Here is a 20,947-nt window from a genome sequence, read left to right on the forward strand (position 1 = left end):
GCCCTTACTCTTGCCATTTCAACACCTCCCAAAAATATAGTATGAAAAAAAGCCTACATCCATGTCATTGTTTATATAATAAGAAATGCTTAGTTACCTTTATGCAACTATACTGCCCCGTTAGTGTAATAAGGAATTTAACAAAAAAGGTGCCTTATCCTTCCTGGATCAACGCACCCTTAAGTTTAAGTATAATATTTCACAATTTTATTGGGTTTTGTTACTTATATCTAAATATAGGAGTTAGCATATTTTTGAATTAGCCGTTCCATTTCTCTTTATATTTTCATCTACTAAAACTGAAGGACAAGCTTTTTAAAAAAAGGAGAAGATGAAATATGGGAATTAGGTCTATGCCAATTACAATCGGCTCGAATTGTATATTTACACTTGAATGCGACACAGAAGATCAATTTTGGTTGTCTGTAGAAGTGGAAGCAAAAGTACCTGCTGAAGGTGTTGAAATTGATCCGATTTTTCTTGTTCGTATTACTGCTGAACAAAAAGACGCACTAGTAGCAGCTGGAGTAGAGCTTTGTACAAGTACTGATACACCACCAGTACCAGGACCTGGTGAAGAGGTAGAACTTAAAGGTGTATTTATTCAAGGATGCAGTGCATTCCGGGTTTTTGATGTTGAAAATAGTATGGATAATGCTGTATTTGTTAAAACACCAATAGCTGAAGTACTTGCTTTACTTGCAACAGGAACGAGATCTCTATGTTTTATTGATGTACCCTTCGATTAACTAAGTTGGGTTACGGAAAAGGTGGAGCATTTGTTTCACCTTTTCATTCAACCCTATATTGAATGCCACCTTTATCAAGGCTGAGAGTACGTTCAACTAACCTGCCCCGTTACTTCAATAAGAAAAGGGATAGCCGCTACCATATTAAAATAATGTATTGAAAAGGAGCTTGTAATTCCAAGCTCTCTTTATGGTTTGAGTTCTTTATTATTTTTATCAAAAAGATACAGGTCGGCAAACTTTATACTACTTTTCCCTTTAGGTAGTTTTTTCACGATGATGAAATAATCTTTTTCAGGAACTTGTACCGTAAATTTTAACGGGTCATTTAATAATTCTACTCGTATGGAATGTATTTTTTTGTCAGTATTCTTTCCAGTCACAATTCCATAATCCCCTTGGTCGGTCTTCACTCCACCGTATCTCGTTGTGCCCCCTCCAGAGTGACTATTTATTATATCTAGCTTTTTATTTGGACCTTCTTTCAACGTTGCTGTTCCCAAAATGTCTGAGTCATCTTCGAAATATGCGATATAGGTATCCGATTTTCCTAAATGAACTACATTAATCAATTTAATATGATGTGTCTTATCATTACCTCGATTTTCCCAATATGTTAAGACTCGTTGTATATCTTTTGGATTGTTAGGGATAGAATATTTTGCTTCTACATTTGTTGAGTGAACTTTTATTGCGACGCTTACTATAACAATAATCCCAATAAATAAAGTAATAAATATAATTGCCCATTTACGTTGCATAATGACCACCTCCATACTCTTCGCTTTTTTTATTTACTCCTAATTGAACTGGATTTCACTTTTTATAATATCACGAATTTACAAATTTTCCGGCAATTTCACAAACAACTTTTGCGATTTTTAATATGCCATTTAATATAAAAAAGTAGTTCATTTTGGAGTGTTATTTTTTATGTTTTGTACTCCAAAACTGAACTACTTAAGAACTAATTCCATTGCTTTTTATTTTGTAAATTTAATGAAGAAACAATTACTTATTTCGATACTAATTAGGCTACGAATTGAGATTTTTTACAGGAAAACCGAACCCGTTACTTATGTGGTTCCCTTGAACATCCATCGAGACAAATGACGGTTGTTGGATATCCGATGGCCGCGAATTGCCTTCATCAACTAGAGCCCCCGTTTGTTTAAGTGTAATCCTTCACAAACTTGGCTTAAATATGATTTGCTCTTCTCATTTTATTTCCGTCTAAAAAATAAATTAAATATTTTTGATAAAGTGCTTGACACAAGTATTGGGAATAGCATAAATAATAAAACAATTTCCCGAGGAGAGTGATTGCTTTTTTTATGGCAAAAAGACGATACGGCTGCACTCCTTGAAATGAAGAGCGCCTTAGTATGAAATCGAACAGTCTGGAATATTGGATAAAAGCATAAAACAGGCATTGCTTGTTTTTTATTATAATTAGTGTAACTTATAGAACTTTTTTACCCAAATTTATAAAAAATTGGTTATACTTACATTGGAGGTAAAGAAGTATGAAAAAAATATCCCTCATGAACAAAGGAGAACTAAAAATGAGAAAACTCGTTCTATTTCTGCACGCATCGCTTGACGGTTTTGTAGAAGGTCCGAACGGTCAAATGGACATCGGCTGGGTTTCCTACGATGCTGACTTGGAGAAACACGCGAAAGAAATTCTGAGTACTGCCGACACTGTCATATGGGGACGTGGGACTTATCAGATGATGCACAGTTACTGGACATCTGTGCCTTCGAACCCCTCAGCTTCGCAGCATGAACGGAATCATGCCGAGTGGATCGAAAAGACACCCAAAATCGTTTTTTCCACGACGTTGGAGAAAGTCGAATGGAACAATTCCAGACTGGTGAAAGAAGATGTCGAGGAAGAAATCAAGAACCTCAAACAGCAGCCAGGCAAGGATATGGTCATCCTCGGCAGTCCTAGGTTAGCACACTACCTTATGCAGCTTGATTTAATAGATGAGTATAAAATTACGGTTTCTCCCGTCCTGATCGGCAGCGGGTTGCCGTTATTCCAAGGTCTAAAGGAGAAGATCAATCTTAAACTGATCGAAAACAAGACATTTGATTCTGGAGCCATAGCCCTCGTTTACCAGACGGTGAGATGACCTTATCTCCTAAAACAGATTACGTCAGATACGATAGCATTCCTGTAGAACGTTAAATATCAGGTTTGAAAAAAATAAAGCCCCTCAGTAAGATATGAGTATAGACACCACTCTAACTCACAACTTTAGGAGGAACCCTACCATGAAGTTGGCTTGCCTAACTCTTACAAGTATAGTGAGACTAATAGCAAGCTATTTTACATTTTCTAATTGGTGTATAATAGTATGAAGAAATTTTATACTAACGGAGGGTAGGAAATGAAGATTTTGTTTGATGAAACATACACTTCAAAAGACGGAAAGCTTACAAGCAGGAATATTTGGTATGGATATGCTGATATATCTGTTGATGGTCACCATGGAAAAACCATTAAGCTTAATGAAGATTTTATGGATCAATTATGCGAATTAATAAAAAATGACTTATCTAAGAATGCAGCAAATACGCCTACTCAAACTAACTGGTATTTCTATGGAAGTGCTGTAACTAAGGACGCTATTGGAGACAATATCCGTCCGACAATTATGGTTCGTGAGAGATCGGACGAGTTTATAACTAATTTTAATATCAGTGACCATGATTTTGCTGTAAATATTGATGCTATTCTGTTGTTTAAGGCGGATTTTGAAAAACGTTTAGCGAGTCATTGATGAGTAATATAAGTATAAGCATATTCAAACTATTTGAGGGGATGATTCCATAATGAATTCATTCTCCTTCTTTATGTGGTTGGAGTCTTTTTGTGTGGAGGAAAAGGACATTTAATAATACAGATTGTGAATAATTACACTTAAATTAAACTGCCTGTCAGTCGAATTAGAAAAAGGGCTACCTCTCGGCAAAGAACCACAAGAAACCAGCTGGTGGCAAAAAAGGATGAAGATAAATTAAATTTGTTTCGTTTTCTAAATTAAACAAATCAAAACACCCAACTGGGTGTTTTAATTATATTCACCTCATACATTAGTAATATGAGGTGATTATTTATGAAGTGGAAATCAGGTAAATTGTTGCATCTGCTTCTTTTTTACGTGATTCTTAGCGGTTTTACCTATTGGTTGCCGATGGTAAGAGGATTGTTTGACGGTTCTTCCTATACGTGGTCAGGATGGATGGGATTGAATGGTTCTGGTGTTGGGGGTGATTACTGGATATTATTGATTTTCGTTTTCTTGATGATATCCGTCGTTTTTTTAGGCTGGAGAGGAATTCGGGTACCATTTCGTTTTGTATTAGTTATTTGGTTTTTACTTTTAACCGTTGAATCAGGCTCCTGGTTTTTTTCTGCGGAATCGGTTCATTTCAAAGGGGATACATTGGGATTTGATGTTCCATTTGGGAAAATTATTTTCCCCTTTGACTTGTTGTTTTTGATACTTTCTATTGTTTGGATTATTCGCGACAGTAGAAATAACTTTCGATTCACCTTGCCCTCCATGAAAAAAATCAATCGAATTCTATTAATCTTATTTTTTTGCCTATTCCCATTTCAATTGTTACTCTTTAGAATTTTAGACTATTCCGTTATATTTGATGAAATAGGTGTATTTTTAACCATTTTTCAATGGATTTTATTAAACCTATCCTTTTACCCGTGGAAATCTTCTAAAAAAAATAAAATTACCTTATAGATGCTTTTTTAATTCTTTAATTTTTGGGAATAATTGGTTAACTTCTTCAATTCTACGATGATATTCCCTTCCGTTTAGTTGTTCGTTCACACTTTTTACGTGTTTTTCTACTTCTCAGCGATCCGTTTCACTTAGTATTTCCTGTGGATTATGATGGCCGGGCTCCCATTTATACTTTTAGGTTTCTAAATAGGCGATTAATGATTGAGAATCTTTTCTTTCATTACATTCTTCGATAAGAGGAAGATCTTCTCCATCATCCACAATATAACATAGCCTTTTTATCTAAACTGCTTCATTTGTTCAATAAGGGATTCAACAAAGAAGGTGCCTAATCCTTCCTGGATCAACGCATCCTTTATAACAAGAATATTGAATTATTTATATACGACTTTTTCCAGTTTTTCGATTTTATCCATTAGCATTTTATTATCTTTTTTTAGTTTAGTTGACTCATAAAACTCTCCAGCAGCCAATCCAAGAGCTATCCAACCCCATAACCAATCCCATTTAAATCCCCCCTATATATTGCGATTAAGATACAAAATCTAATTAAATTAAACTAACCTGCCCCGTTACTTGAAGAAGAAAAAAGCAGTACCGTTACACCTTCAATGCTACCAGTTCAATAAAAAAATGGATTACCGTTGTTCCAGTAATGCACCCGATTATTGAAGATCAATGCTTTAATTTTATTCAAAGTTTTTCCTCTATTCCTTTCAATTGATTTTTTCCATTTCTATTTGAAACAAATAACCCAATTATCAGATTATGTATAGTAATTGTTGCTGATACCTAACATTAAAATTTGAAAAATTAAATCTCCAACGTCCATTATCATTTTGTATTTCCTTTATATGCACATAGTTGTTCTATATTGGTAAATTTACTTCATCATTTGAAAAGAAGGATTTACACAATTTTCATTAAATTTAACAAAAAAATCACCTAGAGTTTATTAAACATTTACAAAGAATACTTATATTTAAACTGTTGAATTAAATATATTGAAGGAAGGAAAATTGCACATGAAACAAATAAAACCTTTACTATTTTTAACAACCAGTGCAACTGTTGGTCTGTTGTTATTTAGTGCTATACCTAATGAATCATATGTTCATGCAGCAACAAAAGCAAATACTAATGCTGATTTACAAACAAATCATTCAAATAACGGAAAAAGATATGGTAATCTTACTATTCAATTTTCACCTCTTCTCCCCGCTCCAGCTCCAAAAGCTGACGGTAGAGGCACTGCTATTGAACATTTACTACCCGAATATGCTAAATCTTATGAAAATGATCCTTATTTACATGACCAAGTGATTGAATATCGATCTTGGGGATGGAAAGCTATGTACACAGAATTGGATCAAAAAGCGAAGGAAAATCCTGATAATTTGAATACATACCGCCTACAGGCAGACGCTTACCTTGTAAATAGTAATTTTCCTGAAGCACTTTCACAGCTGGACCAGATATTACAGCGGAATCCTTATGATATTCAGGCTTTAGCTGTTACATCCATGATTCAAAGGTTTGAAGGAAACAAGGAAGATGAAAATGCACGATTAAAAGTATTGCAGCGTGTATCTCCACACGCTGCAAAAGATATGAAGAATTTATTCTATTTTGTTGAAGAAAATATGTATGCAGATTATGGTAATGAACCACAGACAAATATGGCTCCAGATGCTATTGCTGTATTTGGTCAATCACCAAATTCTAATGGCACTCCTTCTTCTGGTATGTTAAATCGTTTAACAAAAGCGAAACAAATGTCTGACAAATTTCCAAATGCTAAAATTGTTTTAAGTGGTGGTGCTGTTAAGACTCCTTATGCTGAAGCTAATGTCATGCGTGATTGGTTAGTTGGTCAAGGTGTGGATCCTAATCGTATACTTATTGATGATCAAGCACGTGATACCTATGGAAATGCAATAGGTATGGTATCTATTTTTGAACAAAATAATTTGCGAAATATTTTAGCTGTAGCAACTGTTCAACATCTACCTCGTGCTGTAACGACATTAAAAGCATATGCAAATCGAGTAGGATATCCTATCAAAGTTGATTCAGCTGGTGGTGGTGAAAAGCCTAATCCGGCCAGTCAAGTTAATGAACGTAAATATACTTATGTAACTGCGGCCCGTGCAGGTGGACTTTATGAATTAAATGATTTTGCAAAATACAAAAAAATAATTAAAGGCTAGTACTATGATATATAGAACCAATAAGGACTGTATATACATTATAAATTTTATTGTGAAGTGCAATACAGTAAAACGCAGATGAAGATGGTAATTAGTTCTTGTTAAAACAATAAAGTGTTAAGCAGATTCAACCCTATAATGAATCTGCTTTTTATTTTCTTCTTTTGCTAACCTGCTCCTTTAGTACAATAAGAAAAGCTGCCACAATGACAGCTTTGATTCTATTTATCGTTCTTCTCTGAAAATCATTTTAAGGATGAAAACAGACAGATATATCTAGTATCTGTTTGTTATTTGTATTACACTGAATAAATCGATTTTTATTTCACTAATCCATCTTAACAACTAAACTCGCAAAGTACGATAAAGCAAGGCCTTTCCAGCGCTTCGGGTCTGCTTGTGCAAGTGGCTGTGAATAGGTAGACATTTATCTTTCCTACTTTAGAAAGTACAGAAATTTATAACGAACATATTAATTAATCCTTATCCGTCCGTTTTAAAAATTTATAGAATGTCTCCCGCTTTTTACCAAGTTCTGAATTTATGGCAATGATGTTTTCTACAGCATCGTATAATTCTTCTGGAGTTTGATTCTCTATCAGTAAGATGCCAACTTCAGGGTCTTTCTCTTTTGCTTTTCCTCTAACATATAAATTGTAAAGTTCCCCCATTTTCAAAATGCCTATGTCACTTAACATGGGTTCACCGCACCCAACAGGGCAACCTGTGTAAGCCACCTTTAGGGTAAACGGTACGGCTTTTCCTGCTAGTGCTCATGTTAAAAATTTCTCCTTGAAAGCAAAGTTTGCCTATGCCGCCATCAAGAGAGTGCTTGAAGGAGAGTGAGTTTGTACCGGACGATTTGAAGCGAGCTGAGGAACTTCCGCTACACTTCTTATCGTGAGACATAGTTTTCACTCCTTTTGCACTCTCTCTACCCTTTCAACGTTTCAATAGGGATGAAAAGATACGTGGCAGAAAAAATTTTATTATATTCATACATGATTAACATTCGCTTCATTGTTTAGTAACAAATTTGGGCTAAAGTATAGATAGCGGGGGCAGCACGCGTGGCTGCCATGGTATTTGGCGAAGGCGGAGCCGATACTAATTCATGAAAAGGGATGGTTCGTTTTCGCTATTTTTGGTAAAATTATCAAAAACCGTTAAGGGGGATTACCATGATTACCTATCCTCATTTAAAAAATGGGGCAACAATTGGTGTCACAGCAGCTTCATCGGGAGTGCCCGTTGAATTGCATGAAATCGTGAAGCTAGCAAGCACCCGTTTGGAACAAAAAGGTTTCCGGGTCGTCTGCGGCGATACGGTTTGGACCCAGAAAAAGGCGAAATCAGCTCCCGCTGTTAAACGAGCAGCTGAATTTAATGAAATGATGGAGAGCCATGAGGTTGACATCATCATCCCCCCATGGGGCGGCGAGCTTTTGGTCGAAATTCTTGAACATATTGATTTTGAAAATATGAAAAACAAATGGGTGCTTGGCTACTCAGATACCAGCGCCTTGCTGCTGGCGATTACCTTGAGAACAGGCATCGCCACCGCTCATGGAACGAATCTTGTGGATTTAAGAGGAGAATGTTCAGACGGAACGACAGCGATGTGGCAGAAGGTTCTATCTTGTAAGCCTGGGGAATCGGTGCTGCAAAAGTCGTCTGATTATTATCAGAAGGAATGGCGGCACGACAATCCTTCACCTTGTGTCTTTCATTTAACTGAACCGACGCGGTGGAAATCTGTCTCCAATGGTGATGTGAAGATTAAGGGACGCTTGCTTGGCGGCTGTATTGATATAATCAGACATCTCATTGGCACGCCGTTTGGAGATGTTCAAAGCTTTAGAAATACCTTTTTGGGCGGCGGCCCCATCATCTGGTATCTGGAAAACTGTGAACTGAATACGACTGACCTAAGGCGGTCATTGGTACAGATGAAGCTGGCAGGCTGGTTTGAACATTGTTCAGGTTTGTTGTTTGGCAGGAGCCCAGCGAATACACCGGTTGACAATTACACGGTTGAGGATGTCTATCACACTCTTTCCGATGAACTCGGCATCCCGATTATATACGATATCGATTGCGGCCATGTTCCACCGCAAATTACTTTTATTAATGGTGCTTATGCAGAGGTCGAGGCTGTAGAAGGGAAAGGTACCGTTTTGCAGTATTTCCGGCCGTAATGGATGACTTGAGTGAAAACTAATATGATTTTCGTCCTTTATGAGAACAAAATTTCATAGATTTAGAGTTTTTTTGTCCTCATGGACGCCCCATGAGGACATTTTTGACGTTTCCGCTTCGATTTTTGGCCCTCATGAACGCATCATCATATTTCCATTTTTAAGGAATGACTTGCCTGACATTTCAATAGCTGGAATGAGTAACCGGTTATTTAAGCTCTCTTACTTCTTCCATACTAAGCCCAGTTACTTTCGTGATCCTTCAACGCTTGTTCCTTCCGCCAACATCCTTTTGGAAGTTTCTTCTATTCTGCCTTTTTCTAGCCCTTTTTCTAAACCATATATCCGCTGCAACATATTCCTTTTCTTTGTTTATCATTACGTTTTTTTCTTATTATTTCTCATTGGAATGAAGCTATAATTCAGTTAAAATAAAATGCTTGCTGTTTAATTAACCAGGGTAACAACACATTCTTCTTCTGTAAACTCATTCATGATTTGAACAAAGTAACGGTAACCATTCTCGGCTTGATATCGGATATAGGATCTTATAATTTATAATGGATGAGATCATGCTCAATTTGTTAGGTATGTAGTTTTTTTCGCTTGGTCGGCAACTGAAGAGATCTTACATACTCCATTAACCACACCTCCATCTTATCCTTCAGCCGATTTCCACCTTTCTGACTTCCCTACTATTTTACTAGATATGACATAACTCGCCAATAATAATCGGCAGCATAGAAAATAGGTAAAAAAGGATCATCTATAGGTAAAAAGGAAATCTTTGTATATGAACGGGCATACAAAAACGGGTTTTTCCAACCATTTCCAAATAATAGGCTGTTGCTTTGGTAATAGTCTTCTATACATCTAAATAAATTTAGAGATAAAATAGAAACTATGAAAATTTTATACTATAATTTAGTGGTATTTACCCATTACCTATCTACTATAATTAATTAAAATTTCTAAAATTGGAGGTATATTATGAAGAAATTATTTACAATAATCAGTTCGTTACTACTGATTATTTTGATAGGAGTTATTTCTCACACAAGTAAAAATGTAAATGCAGAAGTAATATCAGAGCCTGCTTCACTCACCGAAGTACCGGATGGATATATAGGCATTTACACAATGGATGATTTAGACAAAGTACGTCAATCTCTAAGTGGCAAATACATACTAATGAATGATATAGACCTATCTAAATCAACAGATAAAGGCGGATTATATGATAGGAATGGAGCAGGATGGGAGCCAATTGGTTCAAAAGAAACTCCCTTTACCGGCATTTTTGATGGAAATAACTACAAGATTATCGGCTTAAAAATGGCAATGAAGTCTGAAAGCCCTATTTATGCAGGCTTATTTGGGGCAGCCAGTAATTCACAATTACGGAATATATCTATAAAAGATACTATTATTTATGCTGAGAATACGTCTTATGACAGCTCAACCTCGAAAGTTTATGCAGGCGGAATTGTCGGATATGGCTACAATGTCAATATATCAAATGTCAAAAGCTCTGGAAAAATAGAAGCCTCCTCTCTCTTTACAGGTTATGCTGGGGGGATCATCGGTTATGCAGATACTAAGTACAACGAAGTATCAACAATTACTAACAGTTATAACGCGGCTGAAGTAAGGGCAAAATCTTCTGCTGGCGGCATCGCAGGGGAAATGTATCGAACAACCATTGAGAATGCAATAAATGAAGGGAATATTCAAGCAGCTGAAAAAAGCGGTGGGATTGTAGGCTATTCCCGAACAGAATCAACCATTTCTAATAGTAAAAACACTGGTTCCATTACTTTCACTTCAAGCGGCGGCGGTATCGCCGGGTCTGTTTCCTCCACTCTGGTAAGTAATACGTTCAATCTGGGGTCTATTAATAGTTCTACTACTTGGGCAAGCGCCGGTGGAATTGCAGGGAAAGTTTCCTCTTCTATCGTGTCAAAAAGTTATAATAAAGGACCTGTAACAAGTTTAGCCGACAGTTCCAATGCCGGTGGAATAGCTGGGTACAATTCTAGTAGTTCCTCTTTGGTCCAAGTATATAATCTTGGGGATATAAAAGGAGGAATTAGCGCAGGCGGAATTGCTGGTGACAGTATGGCTTTAATCAGGCAAGCCTATAATGCCGGAAATGTATCAAGTGCTAGCTTTGTAGGCGGAATTGCCGGTTGGAGCTGGGGTGCAATAACGACAGATTGTTTTAATACAGGAAATATAACGGCAAAGTATACAGCTGGCGGAATTGTCGGAATCGGAAGAAATTCTTCCACGTTACAAAACTGCTATAATATCGGGCCGCGTTCAAATTCAACTTTATCTTCAAAGTACGGGGATATTACGGGAGAATTTGAGGGCAGCATTAAAAACGTTTATTATTTCAATGGAACCAGAGTTGTTGAAAATGCAACCAATGAAACAAATCCTGGAAAAAGCCTGGAACAAATGCTATCAGCTTCAACCTTTACAGGGTTTGACTTTGAATCCACCTGGCGGATCAACAAGGATCACTCATTTAAGTTCCCGGAACTGCAAGCATTACCCTTCCAGGGTGAAGAAAAAACGATTAGGTTAGAGCTCACTACCAGGCCCGAAAAGACAACCTATTTACAAGGGGAAGACCTAGAGCTTGGAAATACGGCGATTACAGCCTATACATCTTTTGGGAATTGGAGCGAAATAAAAGTTACGAAGGATATGATTAGCAATTTTAATCCCAATTCACCTGGATACCAGACGGTTACGATCACATATAACGGGTTTAGGACATACTTTTCGGTGAATGTCCTGCGTGCCTACGATGTGATTTTTAAAGACTATAATGGAGATATATTAAAAACGGAAAGAGTGGCTCTAGGAGGAACGGCAGCAGCGCCGGAATCCCCTACTCGTGATGGCTACATTTTTCAAGGATGGGACAAACCACTTGAGAATATTCGTTCAAATACAACGATAACCGCCCTTTACGAAATGATTTCCTATCAAATATCGTACATGGATGGAGACCAAGTTTTATATACAGAACAATATAGTTATGGAACCGAATTGGGGCTTCACTATACCCCGGACAAGCCTGGATATACATTTGCCGGCTGGTATAAAGATAAGGATTTCCAAGAGCGCTTTGCCTACTATACACCCGTGTATTCCCCCATTACATTGTATGCGAAGTTCTTCGAAAATCCTGGCATACCGGGAAATGTAACGGTCACAACACAGCGGTATGATCAATTAAAAGTCGCTTGGACTCCTGTAGAAGGTGCCGTTCAATATGAAGTCCATCGGGCAACATCGAAAAATGGACCCTACAATTATATAGCAGGTGTCAATGGCAGTACCACAAACTATATTTTTGATGAGTTAAATACCGGGACCACCTACTACTTTAAAGTAGTGGCCACCTATCAGATGGATGTACAAACGATTTATGGCGGTTTTTCCCCTATTATAAGCGGCAAGCCCGAGTTAAATCGAGTTAGTTCTGTTAAAGCTTCCGTCACATATGACCAAGTCAGGTTAACGTGGAAACAGGCTGCAGGGGCTAATGGATACGAAATCTATCGGTCTTCGTCTGCGAACGGCACTTATCGTTTAATCCAAACAATGACGAGTGACAGAACCACAAGTTTCACTAATAGTCAGTTAGCAACCGGAACAGCTTATTATTATAAAATCCGTGCTTATCGTCTTGTAAACGGGAAAAAAGTTTATGGACCTTTTTCTTCCACTGTTTCTGGTAAACCGGTTCTATCGAAGGTTACATCCATTAAAGCTTCTTCTGCAGGGTTCGATAAAATAAGAATAACATGGTCTAAGGTTAATGGTGCTCATGGTTATGTAGTTTATCGTTCAACAAGTAAGAATGGATCTTATACGCAACTAACAACTGTAACCAACGCCAGTACGTTAAGTTTTGTCCATACAAAGGCAGCAACCGGAACCACTTATTATTATAAAGTGAAGGCCTATCGCTTCGTGAATGGGAAGAAAATCTATGGACCTTATTCTAGTATTAGCAGTGGTAAGGCCCAATTATCGGCGCCGACCCGTCTTAATGCTAAGAAGAATAGTTCTACTTCCAGCAGGGTTTCTTGGTCCCCTTCTGCTGGCGCAAGCGGCTATGAAATATTTAGAGCTACTTCAAAAAATGGAAAGTACATTAAAATTACAACAATTAATAATGGCAAAACAAGCAGCTATACCAATCAAAAGCTTCAAAAAAGGAAAACTTATTATTATAAGATGCGGTCATACCGATTGGTAAATGGAAAAAAAGTCTATAGCAGCTATACACCCGTTGTCACTTATAAAAATTAATTTTGAAATGAAAAAGGTCAGTCCTCCAGTGTAAGAAAGCTTTCATGCACTGGGGACTGACCCAAAATCCCAATCAACCTACTATAAATATTTCTCTACGATACCTTTAAAGACTATTCATTCTGTTGAAAGTCTTTCATTTTTTAATAGGATCTTGCTCCAATGCCTCTATTCTCTGTTCCAGTTCTTCAATTTTCTCCTGTTGTTTCGATATTAATAGGCTCTGTTCTTGAATATGATTTTTTAATTCATCATAAGAGAGTAACTGACTATCATTTTGAATCGTCGGCGTTTCCTTTTCAAACCTCTCATCCATGCTTGTAATCTTAATTTCGTAGGTTTTTTCGGTTAATTCCCTAACTGTTTCGGAAATTAATGATTTATATCTTTCTTCTAACCAATCTGCTGTAAATGAATTTTGGGCTTTTACCCACAAAAAATCATCATCAACCTCTGCTTCTGTGCCGGTAAACCAAGTTTCAAAACTTGGTTTTGATATTTTTTCGCTAATTTTTTTTAGAACCTCGATCCATATATCCATAAAAATACCTCCTTTGGCAATACAAACGCGAAAACTCTCTTAGAAAACTTTTAACTTAATTATAAAGTGATATTAAAGAAAAAAACAGAACCAACATGATTTAATATAACACCGGTTATTTTGCTGCATTTTAATTAAAAATTTTAGTAGATGATTCGAAGAATTAGAGAAAACCTGTTGACGTTTTAAATCCTATTTAATTCGAAGAGATCAAAAAGAGGTAGCTATTATAGCTTCAAGTATAATCGTCTTTCGGTACAATATCACATATTATCCAATAAATAGGGAATGATTATTTAGGACGATTAACCCTTAGAGGAGGAGTCGCTTTTGGACAATCTTTTAGTAGCCCGTTCTTTATTTGGTACAACAATGGCATTTCATATCATATTTGCAACTATTGGGGTAGGGTTGCCATTTATGATTTTGACTGCTGAGCTGCTTTACCAAAAAACGAAAGATCAAGACTATGTTGTAATGGCTAAGCGTTGGACAAAGACGTTTGCAGTCTTACTTGGCGTTGGTATACCGACTGGTACGATAGCCGGAGTCCAGCTATCGTTACTTTGGCCTGGTTTTATGGAAGTGATCGGCCGGGTCATGCCGCTTCCTTTTCAAATTGAAATATATGCCTTTTTTATAGAGGCTCTTTTTATGTCGATCTATGTATATGCAGCAGAAAGAATTGCTCCTTGGATGAGAATAGTAAGCCTAATACTAGTCGCTATGGGGGCACTAGCTTCAGCCGTATTGATTACAAATGTCCATGCCTTTCAGGGGACTCCTGCAGGATTCCGATATGAGAATGGAGAATTTTTGGACATTAATCCTTGGGCTGCTTTTTTTAACCCAAGCTTCTTTGTAACGGCTGGGCATGTTGCGTTGTCTGCCTACGTTGTAGGAGCCTTTGTTGTCTGTTCTGTCGCCGCTATTAAAATGATGAAACATGAATTTGGATCTAGAATTTACTTGTTTCATCAAAAGGCACTAAAGCTGAGTTTAGTGGTAGGTGGTATATTTGCTTTTTTAACAGCCATAAATGGACATGCTTCTGCTCAATATTTACATGAATACCAACCAGAAAAGCTTGCTGCTGCAGAGGGATTATTTGAAACACAATCACATGCTCCACTTGCCATCGGTGGCTTTACCGATCGAGAAACGCAAGAAGTAAAATGGGCCATTGAAATTCCTTGGGCGCTAAGCTTTCTTGCTGGAAATAGCTTTGATACGGTGGTTGTTGGTTTGAATGATTTTCCAGAGGAGCTTTGGCCGCCATTATTTATACATACTCTTTTTAACGCAATGGTTGGAATAGGATCATTGCTTATACTAATCCCTATCCTCATGTATGCCTGGAGGAAACTATTAAAAAAGAAGCATTACCCGAAAGTCCTGCTTTGGACTCTAGTTATGACAGGTCCATTGGCCGTGCTTGCGATTGAATTTGGCTGGATTTTTGCGTGTACGGGCCGCCAGCCATGGGTGATCTACAGGATCTTATCAACCGCTGAGTCAGCAACAACTGCGACGAACTTAAGTATTTTATTCATATTGTTTATTGCTGTTTACATGATTTTGGCGCTTGCTGTTGTGTTTGTATTGTTATACTTCTTTAGAAAAAACACAGAATTAGATGATATCGAGAGAGCCGAGAAAAAAAAGGTCCCTTTATTCAGTTCGAATTCATAGGAGGATATGTAAATGGCTGATGCACTTATTGCGATTACCGTGCTATGGGGGTTTATCTTTATTTATGCTGTCATGGCAACTATGGATTTCGGTGCTGGCTTTTGGTCAATGATTTATATCAATCGGGAAAAAACGAAAGCAACCAATATTGCCAATAGATATTTATCACCCACTTGGGAAGTGACAAATACATTTATTGTTGCTTTAGTTGTAGCTGTCTATAGTCTTTTTCCAAATGCAGCATATACTCTAGGCACTATACTGATCATTCCCGGAAGTATAATCCTGCTATTACTTGCTTTGCGTAGCGCCTTTTTAGTATTTTCAAATATCGCAATCGAATATAAAAAGCCATTGACGTACATATCAGGTATTGCAGGAATACTCATTCCTGGTCTTTTAATTAGTGTATTGCCAATATCGCATGGGGAATTTGTTGATTATCGGAATGGTGTAGCGAATTTAAATTTATATAGGCTTTTTACAAGCCCAAATGTATATGCATTTATTGGCTTTGCCATCAGCAGTACTCTTTTTCTCTCGTCTTTATTGTTAGCGGACTACTCGAAAGCATCTAATGAAATGGAGGCCTATCGAGTATATCTACGCGATGGGAAAATATTAGGACCTATTTCCTTACTAATGGCCTTTGTCATTATGCTTACATTACGAAATGATGCTGAGTGGTTATACAATAGAATGATGGACGACCTTCCACTTTTACTTATTTCTGTTGGCTTCTTTTTGATTATAGGGATAGGATTATATGCCCCATTTTCTTTTCAGAAATCGGTCAAGGGGATGCCAAGACTCTCTGTTATTGCAGTAACAATCCAATATCTAATTGCAAGTTATGTATATGGGAAAGCACATTTGCCTTATATCATCTATCCTAATGTGACAATTCACTCGGCTTTTACAGACCCTAATTCATTTAGAGCCGTATTTATTACCTACATTATAGGGTTCGCCATTCTCTTTCCTGGCTTTATTTATTTTTGGAGTTTATTTATGAATGATAAACGATATTTACGGCAAAAGGGTAAGTAGTATATAACTACACGCGATGTAAAGGCTTCCTTTTCTTTTTTTGTAAAAACCCTAATAATAATCTGGCTTATCAGGGGACACTAACTCCAGAGACTGTCTGAAAGGATGAATGATGTGGTTTTAAAACAACAGAAAATAGACGTTACGGACCGTGTAGTAGGAAAATTTAAAAATGGCGAGATTGAACTTTACTTAGAAAATGAGAAAATCGGAAACATTCAATTGCCTAGTGGTTTTTCAATCCAAATGGACCATCATTTCGAAACAGACCAACAAAAAATATATCAGCATGTGACAACGACCGAACATCCACAAGCTAGATACACCGATTGTGATGAAGGCGGTTGGTGTTAAGAGAACAGCGGGAGGTTCCCGCTGTTTTTTTTTGCTGACTTTTATTAAAAGGGTCAATCCCCCGTGTACTAAACTTTAATTGCCAGGGGGGACTGACCCAAATGCCTTAAATCCAACTACTTTTGTTCCATTATTCTCCTCTTCCAGTTACAAGTAAGATTTATCGTAAATTTCCCATAGCAAAAATCAAAAAAAAGTATCAATAATATTATTTTTATATCAAATCCTTGCTAGCGCCGAAAGATTGTTACGATTTTCCTCTTCATCTCGTCATCAGCTTCCCCTGGTACCGCCTGAATTGCCCCCATGCCAAATCTTTCATGATATTTCTCTTGAAAATACCTTATACCATCTGCCTGTTCTGCTTTTGTGGGGGTTAGGATATAAACTTCTTTTACTGCTCTTTGGCCTGTTTGCCGATGGATAATTCCATCACGATATTTGTGCATCTCCCCAAGCGCAGTTCCTAGATTTGTTGGGACACGATATTTTGGATCAAATACAATGATTCCGGCTTCACTTTCTATTACAATATCGGGAATCATTTTTTGGGTAAAAGTAAAGAATTTCTTTGTATCATATTGATAGCTACGTTGATAAAAAAGCGACAAACCGGATAATAATTGAATATTACTTTCCTTATTTTCAGCCAGATTTAGAAAAATACCATCCTTTGATGTTTTATATAATCCGTTTGTATGGAGAACTAAGCCGGCTTCTCTAAAGATTTTGACAATCTTCATGAAACACCACATTTCATACAATTGGAAGGTATCCTTTAATGAAATGGGATAGTCAAAACCTAAGCTGTCCTGTTTATGCTTATAAAGCTGATCAAACCATTGATACCAAAGATGGTAAACCGGATGTTTTCGAAATTTTTGGGTGATGGTATAGTGACCTTTGTTTTCAGTTACCTCCTTCAAAAAGGAACTATTCAGCCAGCGTTTGACAGTCCCTTTATATTTGGCGGATTTTTTCACGACACCCTTATGCTCAACAGTTTCATATTTTCCAAGAAGCCTATACAATTCCTGCAGCTGTTGCTTTAGCACCTGGTTTTCATAAAGGTCCATGGTTTCAAGTTTCTTTTCATTTTGGACATGACCTGGAATTTTTTCTCCATAGCCCTTTGAATCAAGCCAGCGTAAAGTCATTTGTTCGGAATGTCGGACCTTCTCTCGTTTCATCATGACAGAAACCCTTTCCAATCGGCGGAAAGGCTGCCTTTCAATCTTTAAAAATATTTGTCTTAGTTGAAAAAAGGTTTGATCTATATAACTCCATTGTGTCCAGGAAATATCTCGATTCCGTCCAGATGTCGAAACCTTTGTCTCCAAACCGCTTAAGTGATAGCAGGCATTGGCCTCCTCAAGAATTTCCTCCAGCATACGATTGAATTGTTCCATTGTCAGTTTGCGGTCATCCGGATAAATATAGGTTTCATATTGCTGATCATTGATAGAAATTTTTACAACACCCGATTGAAATGAAGTTATAAAGTCTGCGTAAGACATGTCATTGTTACGATAAAAAGGCAACGGGATTCCATGAATCCTTACATCCGGTTGTTTTCCTTGGCATCTAATTCTATATTCGGTTCCTTCTGTTAGAAAAGCCTCCAAAAGCGGAACCCAGCCTTGCCTGACATCCCATACCTCAAGCATATTAGCGCCAGAATTGTGTTGCTCCATAGTATTCGAGCTCCTCTTTCATCCGTTTAACATGCTGTAAAGAGATAGATGAAGAACTTACATTCATTTCAAGCCATTGTTCTATTTCTGCCAGCATATATGCAATCCGTTCATCACCGCGAATCTTCGTTAACACTTTTTCAGCAATCACTCGGTCCAGTGCTTCCATTGAATCCATCTGATACTCTTCCGGAAGCTGATAATTAGCATATAATTTTTGTAGCATTTCGCCCATTGTCCGATAACCATAATGCAGATCATATGAAGATAAAGTATGGTGTAATGCCTTCAAAATCTGAAATTCCTTCACAAGGACTGATTTTACGTCTTGATCCACACCATACCAATACGATTCAAAATCTACATCAGATAAAGTCATAACGAAAGCACGATCCAACACTTTGTCTGAAATGGAATGAGTAGTTTCATCGACGTTAATCGTCCCCAAAACATATACATTCGGTGGAATCAACAATTTTTTCGGAATATCGGTAATCTGATCATCCTGATGCAGAGGAATTTCTTTGCGCGATTCAACAGCACTTAAATAGTCACTTAAGTAATACTCCACACGGGCAAGATTCATTTCATCAAGCAAAATAAAATGTGGCTTGTCCCGCTCCTTTAACGCATTTAATATAACAGTTAAAAATTCCGTTGTGACATAACGCTTTTCAAAGGAACTATAATATCCAAACATTGCAGATGCATCCGTCCAGTCAGGCCGAACGGGAATTATCGTAAAATATGGATTTTCACTTTCATATTCCAAACCATAAACAGCATTTGCATATAGGCGGCAAAGCTGCGTTTTTCCTGTTCCCGAAATCCCGCTTAGTAATACAAAATGCTTATCATCTAAAGCGGTTAAGTTCAGATGGAGGTCGCGAATGATTTCCTTGGAAAAAGTAAACTGACTATTTGAAATCATAGTTATAATTTCATGGAAGGTAAAATTTGGTTCCAAACTGTTTTCTGTTTCTTCGTCATTATCCATTCCTTTATCTGAAGTCTCCAATTCAGACGGCAGTTTCAGTTTTTTGCTGGCATGAGCAAACAATAATGCTGCATCAATAAATTTTTTCTTTACATTTTCCGAACCTTCCACAAACGACTGTGTTTCATTGTTAAAGGTGCCTACACAATATATACTTCCTTTTACTTGAAAGTCGTGCTTCATTAAGAGATTCATAGCCTCATTCATGACGGAGTGATTATCTTGACTGTGCGTTGCGAACACTTTCGATATCCACCATTCTTTTGTATCTGTTCCTAATATTTCTCTTGCACTCGTAAAAATATGATTATGTCCTTCTAATTGGGCAATAATAGTTTGGAACGGCGAATTCTTATCATGAAATTCAAGGTAATAAAGAAAACCTTTGGTAACCATTTGATTCCCATCATATAAATAAAAGGGCTGGCGTTTTCCGTGAGTTTTATGATCCTCCACAGCAGCTATTTCCAAAGAGTATTCCCGGCCTAATAATCGGGTTTGTTTAATATTTCTGGTTGCTGCCAATAACATTAGGGCATCATATGCTTTTTTGGAAATATCATTTTCTAGAATATAATATTGGCGGAATGGACCTAACTTCTCCCAGGTATCTATTAATTCTTCCAGCAATTCTTCCTCATCTAAATGACCTTCTAATGGCAGACTTTTTCCTATTTGGAACCAAGGACGTTTCCTTGGTTTAATACATCCCTTGATAAAAGGAACAAAATCATCCTTTGTTAGAATCGTTTTTTCCTTCCAACCAGTAAAAATGGAGTAATCGGACGGAATAGCGGATAAAACATTATGTATTTGGTCATTTCTTACCCATGCCCAAAATGGAATAAAATTTAACTCTAAATTTAGAATTATAATATTGGTAATTCCATCAAACTCCAAGGTGAAAAGGTTAAATTCTTTTTCATCAATTTTTCGATAGAGTTTAATATAATATTTACGGCCAATGTCAGACTCTTTTTTCTTCTCTGCATAGACAGGATTACGAGCATCATGATAGGTGGTAGTAAGCGTTGTATCATAGCTTTTAACAATGTATTCGCTCCCAATGGGAACCCCAATTTTTTCAACAAAACGTTGAAATAAAGGTTTCAATACAGGAGACATTTCATCAAGAACTTTCCGGCACCGAATCTCCGTATTATCTTCCTGAAATAAAGATTTAAAATATGTAAGATTTAACATTTGAGTCACCTGCTTTAAATTCATACTTTTACATCTTTTATTATTAATGAGGAACACAATAGTCTACCTAAATAATTCTTTCACTCACTATTATTTTACTAGAATTGTTAAAATCAGCCAACATCATATATCCTACTTAACTTATGAA

At 37.0% G+C, this 20,947-nt stretch carries 14 protein-coding genes and 1 pseudogene; 10 read left to right on the forward strand and 5 right to left on the reverse strand.

The window, feature by feature from the left end; translation table 11 throughout:
* The first annotated feature begins 338 nt into the window (after positions 1-338).
* The gene (locus IE222_RS16345) at positions 339-749 is read left to right on the forward strand and encodes a hypothetical protein (RefSeq protein WP_191274619.1); all 411 of its coding nucleotides are present in this window, start codon (positions 339-341) and stop codon (positions 747-749) included.
* Between the two features lie 188 nt (positions 750-937).
* On the opposite strand, the gene IE222_RS16350 is transcribed toward IE222_RS16345, so the two are convergent.
* Complete coding sequence (locus IE222_RS16350) at positions 938-1,510, reverse strand: hypothetical protein (protein ID WP_191274620.1); 573 nt, start codon at positions 1,508-1,510, stop codon at positions 938-940.
* Positions 1,511-2,314: 804 nt separating this feature from the next.
* Here IE222_RS16350 and IE222_RS16355 point away from each other — a divergent pair.
* The 4 genes from IE222_RS16355 (at position 2,315) to IE222_RS16370 (ending at position 6,735) form a co-directional block, all read left to right on the forward strand.
* Complete coding sequence (locus IE222_RS16355; RefSeq protein WP_191274761.1) at positions 2,315-2,890, forward strand: dihydrofolate reductase family protein; 576 nt, start codon at positions 2,315-2,317, stop codon at positions 2,888-2,890.
* 258 nt (positions 2,891-3,148) lie between these two features.
* On the forward strand, positions 3,149-3,541 hold the full coding sequence (locus IE222_RS16360; protein ID WP_191274621.1) for a hypothetical protein: 393 nt from the start codon (positions 3,149-3,151) through the stop codon (positions 3,539-3,541).
* 336 nt (positions 3,542-3,877) lie between these two features.
* Positions 3,878-4,522, forward strand: coding sequence for a hypothetical protein (locus IE222_RS16365; RefSeq protein ID WP_191274622.1), 645 nt, complete (start codon positions 3,878-3,880; stop codon positions 4,520-4,522).
* A gap of 1,028 nt (positions 4,523-5,550) precedes the next feature.
* On the forward strand, positions 5,551-6,735 hold the full coding sequence (locus IE222_RS16370; protein WP_191274624.1) for an ElyC/SanA/YdcF family protein: 1,185 nt from the start codon (positions 5,551-5,553) through the stop codon (positions 6,733-6,735).
* Between the two features lie 476 nt (positions 6,736-7,211).
* On the opposite strand, the pseudogene IE222_RS16375 reads toward IE222_RS16370, so the two are convergent.
* Positions 7,212-7,505 (reverse strand): annotated as a pseudogene (locus IE222_RS16375) (nitrite reductase); the annotation flags it as partial.
* Between the two features lie 411 nt (positions 7,506-7,916).
* Between IE222_RS16375 and IE222_RS16380 the strand changes: the two are divergent.
* The gene (locus IE222_RS16380) at positions 7,917-8,933 is read left to right on the forward strand and encodes a S66 family peptidase (RefSeq protein ID WP_191274628.1); all 1,017 of its coding nucleotides are present in this window, start codon (positions 7,917-7,919) and stop codon (positions 8,931-8,933) included.
* Between the two features lie 990 nt (positions 8,934-9,923).
* The gene (locus IE222_RS16385) at positions 9,924-13,268 is read left to right on the forward strand and encodes a fibronectin type III domain-containing protein (RefSeq protein ID WP_191274630.1); all 3,345 of its coding nucleotides are present in this window, start codon (positions 9,924-9,926) and stop codon (positions 13,266-13,268) included.
* A gap of 136 nt (positions 13,269-13,404) precedes the next feature.
* Here IE222_RS16385 and IE222_RS16390 read toward each other — a convergent pair whose 3' ends face one another.
* Positions 13,405-13,809, reverse strand: a complete 405-nt coding sequence (locus tag IE222_RS16390; RefSeq protein ID WP_191274632.1) for a DnaA N-terminal domain-containing protein — start codon at positions 13,807-13,809, stop codon at positions 13,405-13,407.
* A 330-nt stretch (positions 13,810-14,139) separates the two neighbouring features.
* Between IE222_RS16390 and IE222_RS16395 the strand changes: the two genes are divergently transcribed.
* The 3 genes from IE222_RS16395 to IE222_RS16405 all read left to right on the forward strand — a co-directional run bounded on the left by IE222_RS16395 (position 14,140) and on the right by IE222_RS16405 (position 16,905).
* Positions 14,140-15,501: a cytochrome ubiquinol oxidase subunit I gene (locus IE222_RS16395; protein ID WP_191274633.1), complete on the forward strand. Its 1,362-nt coding sequence runs from the start codon at positions 14,140-14,142 to the stop codon at positions 15,499-15,501.
* A 12-nt stretch (positions 15,502-15,513) separates the two neighbouring features.
* The gene (locus tag IE222_RS16400; protein WP_191274635.1) at positions 15,514-16,551 is read left to right on the forward strand and encodes a cytochrome d ubiquinol oxidase subunit II; all 1,038 of its coding nucleotides are present in this window, start codon (positions 15,514-15,516) and stop codon (positions 16,549-16,551) included.
* 105 nt (positions 16,552-16,656) lie between these two features.
* On the forward strand, positions 16,657-16,905 hold the full coding sequence (locus IE222_RS16405) for a YusG family protein (RefSeq protein WP_223282751.1): 249 nt from the start codon (positions 16,657-16,659) through the stop codon (positions 16,903-16,905).
* 230 nt (positions 16,906-17,135) lie between these two features.
* On the opposite strand, the gene IE222_RS16410 is transcribed toward IE222_RS16405, so the two are convergent.
* Both IE222_RS16410 and IE222_RS16415 read right to left on the reverse strand, forming a co-directional pair.
* On the reverse strand, positions 17,136-18,599 hold the full coding sequence (locus IE222_RS16410; RefSeq protein ID WP_191274638.1) for a DUF2357 domain-containing protein: 1,464 nt from the start codon (positions 18,597-18,599) through the stop codon (positions 17,136-17,138).
* Entirely contained in the window at positions 18,574-20,799 is a 2,226-nt protein-coding gene (locus IE222_RS16415) for an McrB family protein (RefSeq protein ID WP_191274640.1), read from the reverse strand. Before IE222_RS16415 ends, IE222_RS16410 begins: the two co-directional genes overlap by 26 nt.
* Positions 20,800-20,947 lie beyond the last annotated feature (148 nt).

Source organism: Neobacillus kokaensis, assembly GCF_014656545.1.
Taxonomy (GTDB): Bacteria; Bacillota; Bacilli; order Bacillales; family Cytobacillaceae; genus Neobacillus; species Neobacillus kokaensis.